This window comes from Pseudomonas sp. SWRI154 (assembly GCF_014268645.1).
Taxonomy (GTDB): domain Bacteria; phylum Pseudomonadota; class Gammaproteobacteria; order Pseudomonadales; family Pseudomonadaceae; genus Aquipseudomonas; species Aquipseudomonas marvdashtae.
In genome coordinates, this window is record NZ_JABWQW010000004.1 from 197,333 (window position 1) to 214,563 (window position 17,231).

Genomic DNA, 17,231 nt, shown 5'->3' on the forward strand with positions numbered 1-17,231 from the left:
CATGATTCCATACGGTCGCCAGGATATAACCCAAGCTGACATCGACGCGGTAATCGGTGTGCTGCAATCTGACTTTCTCACCCAGGGCCCTATGGTGCCTCGATTTGAGCAGCAGGTTGCTGCCCATGTGGGAGCCAGCCACGCGCTTGCAGTGAATAGCGCTACGTCGGCGTTGCATATCGCATGTCTTGCCTTGGGTCTGGGTCCTGGTGATCGTTTATGGACGACTCCCGTTACGTTTGTCGCTTCCGCAAACTGTGGTTTGTATTGTGGTGCTCAAGTTGATTTCGTTGACATCGACCCTCGTACCTACAATCTTTGCCCCCAAGCGCTGGAGCGCAAGCTGATAAAGGCTGAGCGAGAGGGTACGCTGCCCAAGGTGGTCGTCCCGGTGCACCTCTGTGGCCAGCCCTGCGATATGCAGGCGATCCAAAAACTCGCCAAGCGTTATGGCTTCAAAGTGATTGAAGACGCTTCTCATGCCATTGGTGGTAAGTACCAAGGCGAGTTCATCGGGAACGGCAAATATAGCGACATTACCGTATTCAGCTTCCACCCGGTAAAGATCATCACTACCGCGGAAGGCGGGATGGCCTTGACCAATAATGCCGAACTCGCGAACAAAATGGCGCTCCTGCGCAGCCATGGCATTACTCGCGACCCGCAGCAAATGACCCACGAGTCAGACGGTCCTTGGTACTACCAGCAGATAGACTTAGGTTTCAATTATCGAATGACTGAACTGCAGGCGGCTCTGGGCATTAGCCAGATGGAGCGCCTGGATGAGTACATAGCTCGACGTCATCAGTTGGCGGCGCGATATAACGATCTGCTCGAAGCGTTACCCGTAACGATCCCATGGCAGCATCCTGACAGTTATTCAGGCTTGCACCTTTATGTGATTCGTCTGCAGCTGGATAAAACCAGCAAGAGCCACCGTCAGGTATTCGAATCCCTTAGGGAGCAAGGGGTTGGGGTGAATCTGCATTACATTCCTGTCCACACCCAGCCGTACTACGCCCAAATGGGTTTCAAGCCGGAAGATTTCCCGGTAGCCCAGGATTACTACCGCGAAGCTATCAGCATTCCGATGTTCCAGACCATGAGCGATGAGCAGCAGGATCAAGTCGTGGCTGCCATTAACCGGGCAGTGAAGGCATGAAACTAGCCGTCATTCCTGCCCGGGGTGGCAGCAAGCGAATTCCGCGTAAAAACATCAAGATGTTTTGCGGTAAGCCTATGATCGCATGGTCAATCGAGGCAGCACTCGAAAGTGGCTGTTTTGATAAGGTCATTGTGTCTACGGATGATGAAGAGATTGCCGATGTCGCGCGTAGATACGGCGCAAGCGTGCCCTTTATGCGTCCCTCTGAGCTGGCGGATGATTACACCGGTACGATACCGGTCATTCAACAAGCGATTGAACGACTCAAGACCGATGGGTTTGAGGCCCGGCAGGTGTGCTGTCTGTATGCCACAGCTCCTTTCGTCAGGCCTGAAGACCTTCGGCGCGGCCTAGCAACCCTTGAAAAGGCGGGCAGCCAATATGCGTTCTCGGTCACCAGTTATGCATTCCCAATTCAGCGAGCGATTCGCCTGACTGAAAACGGAGGCGTGGAGATGTTCCATGCCGAGCACTTCAACACTCGTTCCCAGGATCTGGAGGAGAGCTACCACGACGCCGGGCAATTCTACTGGGGGCTGGCAAGTGCTTGGCTGGCTGGGCATATGATCTTCAGCCCAGAGTCCAGCGCCGTGGTACTGCCGCGCCACCGTGTGCAAGACATCGATACCCCAGAAGACTGGGTTCGAGCTGAATGGATGTATAAAGCCTTTCAAGCGGAAAGCGCCCAAGCATGAAAGGCATGAAGGTCGTATTCAGAGCCGATGCCTCGCTGCAGATTGGCAGCGGGCATGTAATGCGTTGCTTGACCCTGGCTGATGCCCTACGCGCAGAAGGCGCTACATGCTATTTCATTTGTAGGGAGCACCCAGGAAACCTGCTTGATTTCATCCGGAGTAAGCATTTCGAAGCGTTTGGTCTGGACGCGACGGAGGCCGCTGACCCTGCTGTCTCCCTAGCTTCGCAGGAAAGCCAGTTGGCTCACTCCGCTTGGCTCGGGGCGCCCCAATCGCAAGATGCTGGCGAATGTGCCGCCTTGTTAGGCGACTTAATGCCCGACTGGCTGGTGGTGGATCACTACGCTTTGGATGCCCGGTGGGAAACCTCTCTGAAAAAGTACTACAACGATCTTTTGGTAATAGACGACCTTGCGGATCGTCCGCATGTTTGCAAAATACTCCTCGATCAAAACCACGGGCGTACGGAACGAGACTACGTAGGGCTGGTGCCCGATAGCTGCCAGATGCTGGTTGGAGCACGGTTCGCGCTGTTACGCCCGGAGTTTGCCCAGCTGCGTAAGCGAAGTCTTGAAAGACGAAGCTCCCCAGTGCTCCAGCATCTGCTGGTTACGATGGGAGGCGTTGACCAAGCAAATGCCACGGGACTTGTATTGCAAACCCTGCGAGTCTGCCCTCTGCCTGACGATTGCCAGATAAGCGTAGTCATGGGACTTAAGGCTCCTTGCCTGGCATCGGTAAACGAAATCGCGGCGACCATGCCTTGGCCTACCGAAGTGTTGGTTAACGTGACTGATATGGCCGAACGCATGACGTCGGCAGACCTAATCATCGGTGCCGCCGGCAGTACTTCTTGGGAGCGCTGTTGTTTGGGTGTACCGACAATCATGGTGGTGTTGGCGGATAATCAAAAGCCTGGGGCAGAGGCGCTTTTGCGTTCCGGCTGCGTCGTGCTCGTTGGGCAATCACACGACGTTCCCACACGCTTACCGGATGCCATATTCGATTTAACACAAGGCAGATCCTTGTCGGAGCTAAGCCGACATGCAAAAAACGTCTGCGACGGTTTAGGTGTCGAGCGGTTGCTCGGGAGCATGAGTAATGGATAACGTGCAGCGGGTCTCATCTCTCCGGGAGATGACGGCGGACGATTTGGACGTTGTACTTGCCTGGAGGAATCATCCGGATATACGTCGTTTCATGTATACCCAGCATGAAATCAAGCTTGAAGAGCATCAAGCCTGGTTCATGCGTGCTTCCGTTGATACAAGCAAGCATTTACTGATTTTCCAAGTAGACGGCGCACCCCAAGGCTTTGTGAACATAACCGAGCTCGGCGTACCTGGAGTCGCTGACTGGGGATTCTACATGGCGCCTGAAGCAGGGAAAGGGACAGGCCGAGAATTAGGAAAAGCAGCGCTGGACTACGCGTTTAAAATTCTCGACCTCCATAAGATCTGCGGACAAGCCCTTGCCTATAATGAACGATCAATCAAGTTTCATCTTGGTATGGGATTTCAGCAAGAAGGAGTTCTGCGCGATCAACATTACGACGGCGAAAACTATCATTCAGTTATTTGCTTTGGATTATTGAGCGCCGAATGGCAGCCAAAGGAGAGTCAATCGTATGCGAAATCCTAGTATCAATATCGCCGGCAGAAAAATTGGTGCAGACGAGCCCCCGTATATTATTGCAGAGCTGTCCGCCAATCATAATGGCAATTTCGAGACTGCAAAGCGGATTATGGAAGAGGCCAAGAAGGCGGGTGCCGACGCGATCAAGCTGCAGACATATACCGCCGACACTATTACATTAGATTGCGATTCGGCCGATTTCCAGATCCGCGGCGGGTTGTGGGACGGGCGGACGTTGTATGAGCTTTATCAAGAGGCTCACATGCCTTGGGAATGGCACGCTCCGCTTTTTGATTACGCCAAAAAACTCGGCATCACTATTTTCAGTTCGCCTTTCGACTCTACGGCAGTTGATCTCCTTGAGAGTCTTAACGCGCCCGCTTATAAAATTGCTTCGTTCGAAGCGATTGACTTACCGCTGATAAAATATGTCGCCAGTACCGGCAAACCGATGATCATCTCTACTGGGATGGCGGACGCAGACGAGATAGCTGAGGCTATTGAGGCTGCGCGAGAGGGCGGTTGCAAGGAGCTGGCTATCCTTCATTGCGTGAGTGGTTACCCGGCTCCTGCAGAAGATTATAATCTGCGGACGATACCGGACATGATGCAGCGCCATGGATTGGTGACCGGGTTATCTGACCATACTTTAGACAACACAACGGCGATCACTAGCGTTGCGCTGGGAGCGTCGATTATTGAGAAACACTTTACCCTTGATCGCAGCGGTGGCGGTCCTGATGATAGTTTTTCATTGGAGCCTGTAGAGCTTTTAGCCTTGTGTCGTGATAGTAAAACGGCATGGGCGGCGTTGGGGGCCGTCGATTACGGCAGGAAATCTAGTGAACAAGGTAACGTGCAGTTTCGACGCTCACTATATTTCGTGAAGCAAATGAGGGCTGGGGAGATTATTACGATGGATTCGGTTAGGAGCGTGAGGCCGGGATTTGGTTTGCCTCCCAAGCGGCTAGATAGTGTCATCGGTAGTATCTTGGCTCGCGATGTTGAAAAAAATTCCCCCGTCAAGGTGGATGATTACTATGTTCAGTAAAAAAAACATAAGGGCTGTTATAGGTTCTTTACCGCTTTCGCTTCAGTTTTGTGCCATGCGCCTAATGCTTTGTTTTGAGTCGATTCTCCAACGGCTTCGGATATCTCAACTGAAACGTATGGGAATGCGAGAGTTCTCGATTCCGGTTAGTGCGTATAATGAAACACTTGAATGCCATATCCTTGGCTCTGGTTGGAGCTTGAATCATTCATACGAGTCTATTGATCGAAAAAAATCCTTTGTTATTGGGTTTAATTTTTCTTTTTTGAAGTGTAGTAATCCGGATCTTCATTTTATTGAAAACGCTTCTGCAAAAAATATGATATTTTTTATGAATACATTCCAGGTGTTTTTCGGAATGAAGAAATTTAGAGTTCTAGAGGAATCGAAGGTTGTCTTTAAAAATGTCTCTGAGCTTAAAAACTCAGTAAAACTTATTGGTATGCTGTACTCAGAAAAGGCTTATTTCATCAGAGATAAGCATTATAGGATATTTGGTAAAAGGGCCGTAAAATCTATTGTTCAGCAGATGTGCGGAGAAACAAAAGTACTGCCCCAGGCGATTTCCAGCATCATCGGTTTGGCTGTTCTGGCCAAGACGATGGGTTTTAAAAAAATCGTCATACACGGTCTGGATTTTAAGGGGCCGCATTTTTATGGGGCTGATGCTTCAGATATGATTTTTAACGAAGCGCTCCTCCCACATGTTTCTGTGGATGCTGAAGGTTTCGAGCCGCATAAAACAGCGGTAGGCGAAAATGGGGTAGGTGTAGTGTCGGTAATGCAAGAATTAAAGAGTGAGTTTGAAAAGTGCGGTGTCAATATTCTAGCGGCCAGTAAACTATCTCCCTCCGCCGAAATTTTAGGCTGGAATGAGCCGAAATGATGGTGCTTCCTGTGAGAGCAGCTTAAATGTACGCTATCTTACGAACTGGTGCGTTTTTTTGCGCATGTTTGTACCTGTTATTTTCTGCGCTTGCTTTTTGTTACGGCTCAATTGACTACCGTACAGCTGCGGTGGCTGTTGGGGGGATGGTTTTTTTGGCAATGCTTTTTATATCTATTGCTAAGCGCGGACTATCTTTTTGTGCACTAATGTTTTTGCCTTTTTGCTTTTTTATTGTCTCGCTGTTTAATTATGAATGGTCGGGGTATAGAAGTGTTTTTACGGTTTTTGTTTTTATTTCAGCGCTGGGTGTTTCTTGGTTTGCGGTAGAGTTTAAGAAGACGGTGATTTTATTTGAGCTTCCCTTTATCATTTTTTTAATTGTCACGCTTTGGCTTGTTCTGGCTGAGAACTATGGGGCAGCCGAATTTAATACGATTCTTGTGGGGTCAAGTCGCAACGTTTATTCTGGGATATTACTGGCGCTCGCGAGTGGCTATATTTTTTCTAGAGAATACACCGGAAAAACAATATCCGTCACGTTGCTTTTTTTAGTGTTTTTGGTAAGCTTTCCTTTGTATAGTCGAAACGGGATGTTTGTTTCGTTCTTATTGTTTTTTTGCGTTTTATATCGAAGGAGTCCGCTAACCGCTGGAGGAGGGGCTTTAGCGGCTTTTGCGGCCCTTATTTTTGGTTGGGACTTTTTTTATGAATTTATTCAGGCAAGGACCAACTTGTCAGCAGGGATTGAAAGTGACAGATATTATATTGCTCAGGATTACTTTGCACATCTAGATTTGGTAAGTTTTTTTTCCGGCATAGACCTTACGACTGTGCCGATGGTTGAGAGCTTCGGCGGGAACCCTCACAGCGCTTTTCTAAGGCTACATTCTTTTTTTGGATTCTCAGTTTTTTTGCTTTTAGTCGTTGCGAGCCTTTCTTTTTGTGCGTTGGTGCTTGAGCGAAAATTTTTGTTAGTTGTCGTGTTTTTGTTGTACGTGTTTCGAGCGGCTTTTGATATATTTTATTTGTTTAATTTGATGGATTATCTTTTGTTTCCTTTGTTTTTTTATTGGTTTTTTAGGAGATTTTTTCCCGATTTAAGACGTGTTAAAGTATATCGTTTTTCTCGAGCTCAGGCGGATCCGCCCATAGAAGCTAAAGTTTAGAAACTGATAGGAGAGTTGATTGATGAAAAGGGCTTTAATTACAGGGATTACGGGTCAAGATGGTTCCTATTTAGCTGAATTGTTGCTTGAGAAGGGCTATGAGGTCCATGGCATTAAACGGCGTGCCTCATCGTTCAATACTCAGCGTGTAGATCATATCTACCAAGATCCTCACGTTAATAACCGAAATTTTGTTCTCCATTACGGCGATCTGAGTGATTCATCGAACCTTACAAGAATCATACAAGAAGTACAGCCGGATGAGGTTTATAACCTAGGGGCCCAGTCCCATGTAGCCGTTAGTTTCGAGTCCCCTGAATACACAGCTGATGTTGATGCCATGGGTACTCTCCGGATATTAGAGGCCATCCGCCTGTTAGGGTTGGAGAAGAAGACCCGCTTCTATCAAGCATCTACTTCTGAATTATATGGTTTGGTGCAGGAAACCCCACAAAAAGAGACGACGCCTTTCTATCCCCGTTCTCCATATGCTGTGGCGAAGCTTTATGCTTATTGGATCACTGTTAACTATCGCGAGGCCTACGGGATGTATGCCTGCAACGGGATCCTGTTCAATCATGAATCTCCACGCCGTGGCGAAACCTTTGTCACGCGTAAGATTACTCGCGCGCTGGCGAATATTTCACAAGGGTTAGAGCAGTGTTTATTTCTTGGCAACATGGATGCGCTACGGGATTGGGGGCACGCCAAGGACTACGTCCGTATGCAATGGATGATGCTCCAACAAGAGCATCCTGAAGATTACGTAATTGCCACAGGTGTTCAATATTCAGTACGGGATTTTGTGCGCTGGTCCGCTGCTGAGCTTGGGGTTACGTTGCGTTTCGAAGGCGAAGGCGTAGAAGAGCGTGCGATGGTTGAACGCATCGACGGAAATCTAGCGCCGGCCCTGAAGATTGGGGATGTGATCGTCCGTGTAGACCCGCGCTATTTCCGACCTACCGAGGTTGAAACTTTGTTGGGTGATCCTAGTAAAGCTAAAAAAGACCTTGGCTGGGTACCTGAAATCACAGTGCAGGAAATGTGTGCGGAGATGGTGCGTGAAGACCTTAAGGCTGCTCAGCGTCACGCCTTGCTCAAGCAACACGGCCATGATGTTCCGGTCGCTTTGGAGAATTAATAATGTCCCGCGAATTGAACCAGACCGTTTTCGTCGCAGGCCATCGAGGCATGGTGGGTTCCGCTATCGTGCGTCGGCTCCAGGCTCTTGGCTATCGCTCTGTTCTCTGCGCTGGTCGGGAAGAGCTGGATTTACTCGATCAGCAAGCGGTTCATGCATATTTTTCAAAAAATCGGATTGACCAAGTCTATCTTGCGGCAGCAAAGGTAGGGGGAATCCAGGCCAACAATACCTTTCCTGCGGATTTTATTTATGAAAATCTGACGATCCAAGCGAATGTGATTCAGGCTGCGCATCTAACTAATGTTCAGAAATTATTGTTTCTTGGATCGTCCTGCATTTATCCAAAACAGGCTGAGCAGCCGATGCAGGAAAGTGCTTTGCTCACTGGTTTATTAGAGCCGACCAACGAGCCGTATGCGGTCGCTAAAATTGCTGGGATCAAGCTGTGTGAGAGCTACAATCGTCAGCATGGTCGCGACTATCGCAGCGTCATGCCAACCAATCTCTACGGGCCGCATGATAATTACCACCCTGAAAATAGCCATGTGATTCCGGCCTTGCTCCGTCGTTTTCACGAGGCGGTGCAAACCAATCAAGCAGAAGTCGTAATCTGGGGAAGCGGTAGCCCGATGCGGGAGTTTTTACACGTCGATGACATGGCAGCGGCAAGCATCCATGTGATGGAGCTTGATCAAGCCACGTATCAGGCCAACACTCAACCCATGTTGTCGCATATTAATGTCGGGACGGGAAAGGACTGCACTATACGCGAACTCGCACAAACGATTGCCAAGGTCACTGGTTTTAAGGGGCAATTGTCTTTTGATGCAAGCAAACCTGACGGTGCGCCGCGAAAATTAGTGGATGTCTCTCGTCTTCGTGCGTTGGGTTGGCAAGCAACGATCGGACTCGAGGAAGGGCTGAGCGATGCGTATCAGTGGTTCGTAGAGCATCGGCTGGAGGCGAGGAAGTGATGGCCGTCAGGCTGGTTTTTAGCGATCATTAGCCTTCAAATACAGAAACATCAGCATCTTGATAGCGTCAGTAAGGACAACCTTGAATGTTTCTTCCGGTAATCATGGCAGGCGGCACGGGGTCCCGCCTCTGGCCGCTTTCTCGCCAGCTTAATCCCAAGCAGTTCCTGCCTTTGGTTGATGCCGAGCAGTCGTTGCTGCAGTCCACAATTCAGCGGTTGGAGGGGCTGGATCACGAGCTCCCCATGCTGATTTGCAACGAACAACACCGATTCCTTGCGGCGGAACAACTCCGGCAGATGGAGATGGACCAAGCCAAGATTTTGCTTGAACCGGTGGGGCGCAATACTGCTCCGGCTATCGCGCTGGCGGCACTGCAGGCTACTGCTTCCGGAGTTGATCCGGTTCTGCTGGTTCTTCCCGCCGATCATCTTATTCGTAACGTTGAGGCATTTCATGCCAGCATCGCCTGTGCTTTGATTTTGGCTGAGACGGGGAAATTAGTCACGTTTGGAATAGTGCCTACTCATGCTGAAACGGGTTTCGGTTATTTGGCGAAGGGCAAGGGGATAGCCAAAGGCGGCTATGTTGTTAGCCGGTTTGTAGAAAAGCCTGACTCAATTACGGCTCAGAAATATCTGGACAGCGGAGAGTATTTTTGGAATAGCGGCATGTTCATGTTTCGAGCTAGCCGTTATCTTCAGGAATTAGAGCGCTTCGCACCGGATCTCCTCCGCTCCTGCCAGGCTTCGTTTGCAGGCGCGCAGCAGGATATGCATTTCACACGCGTCAACGCTCAAGCGTTCAACGAATGTCCGGATATATCGATTGATTACGCTGTCATGGAACGCACTTCTGACGCGGTCATGGTGCCTCTTGATGCGGGATGGAGCGACGTCGGGTCTTGGTCGGCTCTCTGGGATACAGGAGATAAAGATTCTAACGGAAACGTATCTAAAGGAGACGTGCTCACCGAGCGTACAACTAGCAGCTATCTGCACGCTACTCATCGACTAGTCGCTGCTATCGGCGTTGATGACCTTGTTATCGTAGAAACCAAAGATGCTGTACTCGTGGCTCATAAAAACGATGTCCAAGACGTAAAGAAAATCGTTGATCAACTTAAAAATTGCAAGAGACCAGAGTACTCTAATCATCGTGAGGTTTATCGTCCTTGGGGTGTTTACGATTCCATTGATAACGGACCGCGTTACCAGGTAAAACGTATCACGGTGAATCCGGGCGCAAAATTATCGGTGCAAATGCATCATCATCGTGCTGAACATTGGATAGTCGTAAGCGGAACTGCGCGCGTAACCAACGGTGAGAAAAATTATCTCGTAACAGAAAATCAGTCCACCTATATTCCGGTGGGTCAGGTACATTCCTTGGAAAATCCGGGCGTCATTCCTCTGGAGCTTATTGAAGTCCAATCAGGCACCTACTTGGGTGAAGATGATATTGTTCGTTTTGAAGATATATACGGCCGGAGCTGATTGTATTGAAAATCTCAATAATTACCGTCTGCTATAATAGCGTCGAGACCATCAGGGATACTATTGAATCGGTTCTATCACAGCAATACTCTGATATTGAATATATAATTGTGGATGGTGCCTCGAAGGATGGCACGTTGGATCTGATTGCTGAATACGAGGGGCGTATTTCTAAAGTAATAAGCGAGCCCGATAAAGGTATATATGATGCGATGAACAAGGGCGTTCAAGCCGCCACTGGGGACTTTGTCGGTATACTGAATTCTGATGATGTATTTGCTGATAGTAATGTCATTCAAGGTATGGTTGCTCATCTGCAGAAAAACCCTAGCGCGGGCGCTGTATATGCAGATCTGGTGTTTGTGCAGCGCAAAGAGATGGATGTTGTGACTCGCAGGTATTCTTCTTCAGGTTTTTCGCCTTGGAAGGTCCGTTTTGGATTTATGATCCCCCATCCCACTTTTTACGCTAGGCGTGAGCTTTTTGATAAATACGGAAGCTATAAATTGGGATATCGAGTCTCCGCAGATTTCGAATTAATGGCCCGGTTTATGTCTAAAGGCGTAAAAATGGTAAGGCATTCCGCCGTCATGGTTAAAATGCGAGAGGGCGGTATAAGCACAACTGGTTTCTGGTGGCGGATTCATCAGAATTTGGAGATTGTAAGAGCTTGCAAGGAAAATGGTATCCACACGAATATTCTTTTGGTGGCGATGAAGGTTCCATTCAAGTTGGCAAGTTACTTTAAGTAATGAAATTTATGAAAAAAGTTCTCCTGACGGGTAGCACTGGTTTTGTTGGAAGCAGGCTACAAACAGCGCTTAGACTTAACTATTCTGTTCTGGCGACATCTCGCCTATCGCAGATGATGTCGGATGGCTGCCAAACGCTAGGCGTCGGTGATCTTTCGGCCGGGACCAGATGGAGTACACTACTGCAAGACGTGGATATTGTTGTGCATGTCGCAGGAAGAGCCCATAAATTAAATGACAGGCACGAGGATCCTTTAGCAGCATTTAGGAGAGTAAATGTTGAGGCGACGCTCAATTTGGCGCGCCAAGCCGCTGATCAAGGAGTAAAGCGGTTTATTTTTATTAGTTCAATAGGTGTACATGGCTCTAATACAAATGGAAGTCGCTTTGACGAGCTTTCTCCACTAAACCCCCATGCCGATTATGCGATATCCAAGCTTGAAGCGGAGAAGGGGCTTCGGGACATTTCTTCCGAAAGCGGGATGGAGCTGGTTGTACTTCGCCCGCCATTAATTTATGCCGGACATGCGCCTGGTAACTTTGGGTTGTTGTTGAGATTAATCGCAAGTGGTGTGCCGCTCCCTTTTCTTAGGGTTGAGAATAAGCGCAGTATCATCTCGCTCGAGAATTTTATCGATCTAGTGCAGCTTTGTCTTGAGCATGACGCTGCAGCTAACCGCACGTTTCTGGTTAGCGACGGGGAGGACGTATCGACACCTCAAATCATTCAATATGTCGCCAGAGGGATGGGGCGTAGCGCGCGACTGTTTTACTTGCCTGACACGTTTGTGAGAATGGTGGCAGAGTTATCGGGACGTAAGACCACGTACGACCAGCTCTACGGATCTCTCGCTATTGATTCTCGCAAGGTTCGAGATATCTTATCTTGGTGTCCTCCGATGAGTCCGGAAGAGGCTTTGTTCAAAGCTGGGAAGGATTACGTCTCCCGTGGTCGTTGAATATCATATTTATGAGCTGGTTACCCTATGCCTTTTTGGTTGATATTTTCTTTAATCGCAATATTGTCGCTCTCATTAACCGGGGCGCTGCGTAAGTATGCCCTTGCCCGGAATCTGATCGACGTTCCCAATTCCCGCAGCTCACATTCCGCCCCGACCCCACGTGGCGGTGGCGTGGCCATTGTATTAAGTTTCCTGGCGGCTCTACCAATATTAGCGACTAACAATTTGCTGCCTTGGCACGCAATGTGGTCGATGCTAGGAGCGGGAGCTGGAATCGCTGTGCTCGGTTTCCTCGATGACCACGGCCACATTGCTGCCCGTTGGCGCTTGTTGGGGCATTTTACTGCATCGGTATGGGCACTGTATTGGCTAGGCGGGATGCCGGCGATCACGATGTTTAGCGTAGAAGTAAACCTGGCTTGGTTTGGTCACGTCCTGGCAGTTCTTTACTTGGTGTGGATGTTGAATCTCTACAACTTCATGGATGGCATCGATGGTATTGCCAGCGTGGAAGCCATCTGCGCCTGCTTTGGGGCGTGTCTGCTTTACTGGCTGGGCGGCTTTGGATCCTTGATGGTGGCTCCGCTAGTGCTCGCTATGGCGGTGGCAGGCTTTTTGTACTGGAATTTTCCTCCTGCTCGCATTTTCATGGGAGACGCGGGCAGTGGATTCCTCGGTATGGTCTTGGGGCTCCTGTCACTGCAGGCAGCTTGGACTTCGTCCAAGTTACTTTGGGTTTGGTTGATTTTGCTCGGTGTGTTTATTGTCGATGCAACGGTTACTTTGATACGACGTCTTCTTCGCGGTGACAAGGTGTACGAGGCTCACCGCAGCCATGCTTATCAGTTCGCTTCGCGTCAGTTCGGTCGGCATCTTCCTGTAACGCTGGCGGTGTCGGCGATCAATTTGTTATGGCTGCTGCCGTTGGCCGCATGCGTCGTATTGTGGGACATTGATGGTGCCTTGGCTTTAATAGTGGCCTATGTGCCATTGGTGCTACTCGCTGTCAGGTTTCATGCGGGCGAGCTTGAAAAAGCATGATTTCAAGCTAAGTTCGCTTTTTTCGGTTATTGATTGTCCAACCGACGGTGGTGTGCCACCTGTGTAAGGGATGGATTTGGCTTTAGGAGCTGGTCAGGGTGCAGGAAGGATTCATGGATAAATTAAGAACAGTCTTGTTGGGATTGCCGAGGCGTCATAAGCGAGCCATTCAGGTAGCCATGGATATGGTGCTGGTCTGGATCGCCCTGTGGCTAGCATTTGTCGTTCGACTTGGTGTCGATGCGTTGGTTGCACCAGTCGAAACGCATCTGTGGCTGTTCGCGTCCGCTCCGCTGGTCGCCATTCCAATTTTCATTCGCTTCGGCATGTACCGTGCTGTCATGCGTTATTTTGGTAATGATGCGTTGATCACTATCTGTAAAGCCGTGAGCCTGTCGGCGCTGCTATTGGCTTTGGTGGTGTATTGGTATAGCAACCACAGAACTGTCGTTCCGCGTTCCATTATCTTCAATTATTGGTGGTTGAGCCTGATCATGATCGGCGGGCTTCGTCTCGTGATGCGCCAATACTTTCTGGGCGACTGGTTCACCGCAGCCCAACATGTACCCTTTACCAATCGTGACGACGGCCTGCCCAAGGTTGCTATCTATGGTGCCGGCGCTGCTGGCAACCAACTTGTCGCCGCGCTGCGCATGGGAAGGGTGATGCGGCCCGTTGCGTTCATAGACGATGACGCCAGCATCGCTGATCGCGTGATTGCCGGACTTCAGGTCTATCAACCCAAACACATACAAAAAATGATCGATGCGACTGGCGCCCAGGAAATACTCCTCGCCATTCCTTCTTCGTCGCGCGGTCGCCGTCGAGAAATCCTGACCCTGCTCGAAGGTTTCCCGCTGCACGTACGTAGCGTCCCAGGCTTCATGGATTTGGCCAGTGGCCGAGTCAAAGTGGATGACATCCAGGAAGTGGATATCGCGGACCTTCTAGGACGTGATGCGGTGCCGGCGCAACCTGATCTGCTTGAGCATTGCATCACGGGCCAGTCGGTTCTGGTCACCGGCGCTGGCGGTTCGATCGGTTCAGAGCTTTGTCGGCAAATCATCGCACTGAAGCCCACTACGCTGCTGCTGTTTGAGCATAGCGAATTCAATCTCTATAGTATTTTGTCCGAACTTGAGCCGCGAATTATCCGGGAGTCTCTCTCAGTTCGGTTGTTGCCTATTTTGGGATCGGTACGCAATCAGGATAAGTTGCTTGATGTGATGAAGACCTGGAACGTCGATACGGTCTATCACGCTGCGGCCTATAAGCATGTGCCGATGGTTGAGCACAACATTGCGGAAGGCGTCTTGAATAATGTAATAGGAACGTTGAATACCGCGCAGGCTGCATTGCAGGCGGGTGTATCGAACTTCGTCCTGATCTCTACGGACAAGGCCGTGCGTCCAACAAATGTCATGGGTAGCACAAAGCGGCTTGCTGAGCTGACATTGCAGGCCTTAAGTCGAGAGTTGGCGCCTGTGTTGTTCGGTGATCAGGCCAATGTCTCACGGGTCAATAAGACCCGCTTCACCATGGTCCGTTTCGGTAACGTGCTGGGTTCCTCCGGGTCGGTTATTCCGCTGTTCCATAAGCAGATCAAATCTGGCGGGCCGCTGACCGTTACCCATCCCAAGATCACGCGATACTTCATGACCATCCCCGAAGCCGCTCAGTTGGTAATCCAGGCCGGTTCCATGGGCTTGGGTGGGGATGTGTTCGTGTTGGACATGGGCGAGCCGGTAAAAATAGTCGAGCTGGCGGAGAAGATGATTCACTTGTCTGGCTTAAGCATTCGCTCTGAAAAGAATCCTCAGGGTGACATCTCGATCAAGTTCACAGGCCTTCGCCCAGGCGAAAAGCTTTACGAGGAGTTGCTGATCGGTGACAACGTCGTCGCAACCCAGCACCCGATGATCATGAGCGCCAATGAAGACTTCCTACCTTGGGATGTCCTCAAGGCCAGGCTGGCGGATCTGCTGCTTGCCATCGAGGAAGACGATTACGCCCGCGTCCGCCAGTTGCTTCGCGATACTGTCAGCGGTTATGCCCCGGACGGTGAAATCGTCGATTGGATCTATCAGCAGCGCCACCTCGAGCCTTGATTATTACACACCCCGTAACGTACACGTTTTTGACAGCTCCCCATCATCACCTAGATTTGAGAAGCAGCTTCGGAAAAGCTGCTTCTCTCTTACCGATGTCATGGAGCGTCACTTTATGCGTACAGGCTATTTCTATTCGCTGATTTTTGCGTTTCTCACCAGCGCCTCGATCGCTGCTTTCGCCGCCCCAGCGGTGAAGTCTGACTCGGTCGCTGCGCCACAGGTAGTGGAGCAACCGGCCAAAACGCAAGGCGCCAAAGTGGATTTGAACGGAGCGGATGCCGCGACGCTGCAGCGCGAGCTAACTGGAATAGGCAAGGGCAAGGCCGATGCGATTGTTGCGTATCGTGACAGTAATGGACCGTTCTCTTCGGTGGACGAATTGCTGGAGGTCAAGGGAATCGGCAAGGCGATTCTCGATAGGAACCGTGACAAGCTGGAAGTAAACTGAGGTTGTAATTGAAGGAGGCCGGTCGAATAGACTGGCCTTTTTGGGTTTGGTGGATGCGATTTTGTTCGGATTACCAAGGAACGCTGGCGTTGGCATAAAAACTGATTACCTAATGCCAACCGATTGTTCAACAATCCAAGGCCCCCACCCCATGACCAACGCCCTTTCCCTAGCCGACCAAATCACCCTCGAGCTCCGCGCCGACATCATCGGCGGTCGCCTCATTCCAGGCATGGCGCTGATCGAAAACAACCTGGTCTGCGCCTACAACGCATCCCGCAACACCATCCGCGAGGCGCTGCACCGTCTGGGTCAGGAAGGACTCACCCGTTACGTTCGAAACAAAGGAGTCATGGTCCGCAGGCTGGACGTCGCTGACGTCCGGGATTTGTTCAGGGTCCGTCGCACGTTGGAGCTACAGGCCATTCTTACCAGCAAGCCGCTGAGCGAGTACCAGTCCGACCGAATGCTCGAAGCCTTGGAGGCTGCGGATCTGGCTCGGGAGCGTGAGGACTGGCGTGCTGTCGGTACCCATGGCTTGGCGTTTCATCAGCATGTCGTTGGCTTGATGCGCAGTCCTTTGCTCGATGAGTTTTTCACCAACGTGGTCGCGCAGCTACGCTTGGTGTTTTGTTCCGCTCCCGATGAGGCGCGTTTCCAGGCGCCGTGGCTGGCCCGTGATCGGCAGATCCACGAATGGCTGGCCGAAGGCGACAAGCTTGCGGCCCATGAGGGCATGAGCCTTTATCTCGACGATTCCGAGCAGTTGCTTTTGCACTTGCTGACTTCCGATAACGCCCACTGATCAAAGGACCCGCGCCATGTACAAAGACTACCCAGCCGCTTACCAGGTCAGCAAAGGTTCCGCCCTCCAAGTGGACAAACCCTTCTACGACCGCATCCGCTCCGCTCAAGACAAGCGCACGCTGATCGAGCAGTTCGAGGTCCCCATCCGCACCGGCCGCGCCTGGCATGTACCGGCTGGGCATGTCTTCCGCGTGACCACGCCGGTGGGGCCGCAAGTGGGGGACTTCAACGTCTGGAATGCCCACGATCCGCGGGAGCGGTTGTGGGCGGCGCGCACGCGGCAGCTTCAGGGCGCGCATGTCAGCACTTACGATCGGTTGTGGTCGAACCTGCCATTCCTGCGGCCGTTGGTGACGATCACCGATGACAGTTTGGCCGGTTATGGGATCGACGAGCATGGCGGGCGTTTGCATGATTTGTTGGGGACGCGGTGTGATCCGTATGTGAACAAGATGCTGACCGGCGAGGATTTTCATCATCACTGCCACTCGAACCTGACCCGTGCGGTGTTGCCTCATGGTTTGACTGAGTTTGATGTGCACGATGTGCTGAATATCTTCCAGTGCACTGGGTTGAATCATGACGACATGTATTTCATGAAGGCATGTCCGGCGCAGAAGGGCGATTACCTGGAGTTTTTTGCCGAGATTGATTTGCTCTGCGCGTTATCGACTTGCCCTGGCGGGGATTTGTCGTTGGCGATGTGGGGGCCGGATGCGCAGGATCCGCTTAGCGTTTGCCGTCCGCTGGGGGTGGAGATTTATCGGTTGGAGGATTCATTGCTGCAGGGCTGGAGTCAGCCGGAGCGGGCGGCGTACAAGGGACAGCATGGGTTGCACATTGCCAAGGCGGATTGGGAGAAGTGATGCTGCAGGCGCTGGCTTTTTGTGGCGAG

Annotated in this window: 17 protein-coding genes; all 17 read left to right on the forward strand. The window is 50.8% G+C overall.

Going from position 1 to position 17,231, the window contains the following annotated elements:
• The first annotated feature begins 1 nt into the window (after nt 1).
• The 17 genes from pseC (at nt 2) to HU806_RS06045 (ending at nt 17,202) form a co-directional block, all read left to right on the forward strand.
• On the forward strand, nt 2–1,162 hold the full coding sequence (gene pseC / locus HU806_RS05965; RefSeq protein ID WP_186610497.1) for a UDP-4-amino-4,6-dideoxy-N-acetyl-beta-L-altrosamine transaminase: 1,161 nt from the start codon (nt 2–4) through the stop codon (nt 1,160–1,162).
• Nucleotides 1,159–1,860 carry a pseudaminic acid cytidylyltransferase gene (gene pseF, locus HU806_RS05970; RefSeq protein WP_186610498.1) on the forward strand — a complete coding sequence of 234 codons (702 nt, stop codon included), beginning with the start codon at nt 1,159–1,161 and terminating at the stop codon, nt 1,858–1,860. Before pseC ends, pseF begins: the two co-directional genes overlap by 4 nt.
• Complete coding sequence (gene pseG, locus HU806_RS05975; protein ID WP_346657153.1) at nt 1,857–2,969, forward strand: UDP-2,4-diacetamido-2,4,6-trideoxy-beta-L-altropyranose hydrolase; 1,113 nt, start codon at nt 1,857–1,859, stop codon at nt 2,967–2,969. The genes pseF and pseG overlap by 4 nt, the downstream gene beginning before the upstream one ends.
• Entirely contained in the window at nt 2,962–3,501 is a 540-nt protein-coding gene (pseH, locus tag HU806_RS05980; RefSeq protein ID WP_238350124.1) for a UDP-4-amino-4,6-dideoxy-N-acetyl-beta-L-altrosamine N-acetyltransferase, read from the forward strand. The genes pseG and pseH overlap by 8 nt, the downstream gene beginning before the upstream one ends.
• Complete coding sequence (gene pseI, locus HU806_RS05985) at nt 3,488–4,546, forward strand: pseudaminic acid synthase (protein WP_186610499.1); 1,059 nt, start codon at nt 3,488–3,490, stop codon at nt 4,544–4,546. The genes pseH and pseI overlap by 14 nt, the downstream gene beginning before the upstream one ends.
• The gene (locus tag HU806_RS05990) at nt 4,536–5,432 is read left to right on the forward strand and encodes a hypothetical protein (RefSeq protein WP_186610500.1); all 897 of its coding nucleotides are present in this window, start codon (nt 4,536–4,538) and stop codon (nt 5,430–5,432) included. The genes pseI and HU806_RS05990 overlap by 11 nt, the downstream gene beginning before the upstream one ends.
• Before the next feature lie 26 nt (nt 5,433–5,458).
• On the forward strand, nt 5,459–6,601 hold the full coding sequence (locus tag HU806_RS05995; protein WP_186610501.1) for a hypothetical protein: 1,143 nt from the start codon (nt 5,459–5,461) through the stop codon (nt 6,599–6,601).
• A gap of 22 nt (nt 6,602–6,623) precedes the next feature.
• On the forward strand, nt 6,624–7,742 hold the full coding sequence (gene gmd, locus HU806_RS06000; RefSeq protein WP_186610502.1) for a GDP-mannose 4,6-dehydratase: 1,119 nt from the start codon (nt 6,624–6,626) through the stop codon (nt 7,740–7,742).
• Between the two features lie 2 nt (nt 7,743–7,744).
• On the forward strand, nt 7,745–8,719 hold the full coding sequence (gene fcl / locus HU806_RS06005; protein WP_186610503.1) for a GDP-L-fucose synthase: 975 nt from the start codon (nt 7,745–7,747) through the stop codon (nt 8,717–8,719).
• Between the two features lie 86 nt (nt 8,720–8,805).
• Complete coding sequence (locus HU806_RS06010) at nt 8,806–10,215, forward strand: mannose-1-phosphate guanylyltransferase/mannose-6-phosphate isomerase (RefSeq protein ID WP_186610504.1); 1,410 nt, start codon at nt 8,806–8,808, stop codon at nt 10,213–10,215.
• A gap of 5 nt (nt 10,216–10,220) precedes the next feature.
• Nucleotides 10,221–10,967 (forward strand): glycosyltransferase family 2 protein, encoded by a 747-nt coding sequence (locus HU806_RS06015; RefSeq protein ID WP_186610505.1) that lies wholly within the window; start codon nt 10,221–10,223, stop codon nt 10,965–10,967.
• 8 nt (nt 10,968–10,975) lie between these two features.
• Entirely contained in the window at nt 10,976–11,926 is a 951-nt protein-coding gene (locus HU806_RS06020; RefSeq protein WP_186610506.1) for an NAD-dependent epimerase/dehydratase family protein, read from the forward strand.
• Between the two features lie 27 nt (nt 11,927–11,953).
• Nucleotides 11,954–12,970, forward strand: a complete 1,017-nt coding sequence (locus HU806_RS06025) for an MraY family glycosyltransferase (protein ID WP_186610507.1) — start codon at nt 11,954–11,956, stop codon at nt 12,968–12,970.
• Between the two features lie 113 nt (nt 12,971–13,083).
• Entirely contained in the window at nt 13,084–15,078 is a 1,995-nt protein-coding gene (locus HU806_RS06030) for a polysaccharide biosynthesis protein (RefSeq protein ID WP_186610508.1), read from the forward strand.
• 115 nt (nt 15,079–15,193) lie between these two features.
• On the forward strand, nt 15,194–15,529 hold the full coding sequence (locus HU806_RS06035) for a ComEA family DNA-binding protein (RefSeq protein WP_186610509.1): 336 nt from the start codon (nt 15,194–15,196) through the stop codon (nt 15,527–15,529).
• Between the two features lie 151 nt (nt 15,530–15,680).
• A complete protein-coding gene (locus tag HU806_RS06040) occupies nt 15,681–16,334 on the forward strand; it encodes a GntR family transcriptional regulator (protein ID WP_186610510.1) in 654 nt (217 codons plus the stop codon).
• 16 nt (nt 16,335–16,350) lie between these two features.
• A complete protein-coding gene (locus tag HU806_RS06045) occupies nt 16,351–17,202 on the forward strand; it encodes an urea carboxylase-associated family protein (protein WP_186610511.1) in 852 nt (283 codons plus the stop codon).
• Nucleotides 17,203–17,231 lie beyond the last annotated feature (29 nt).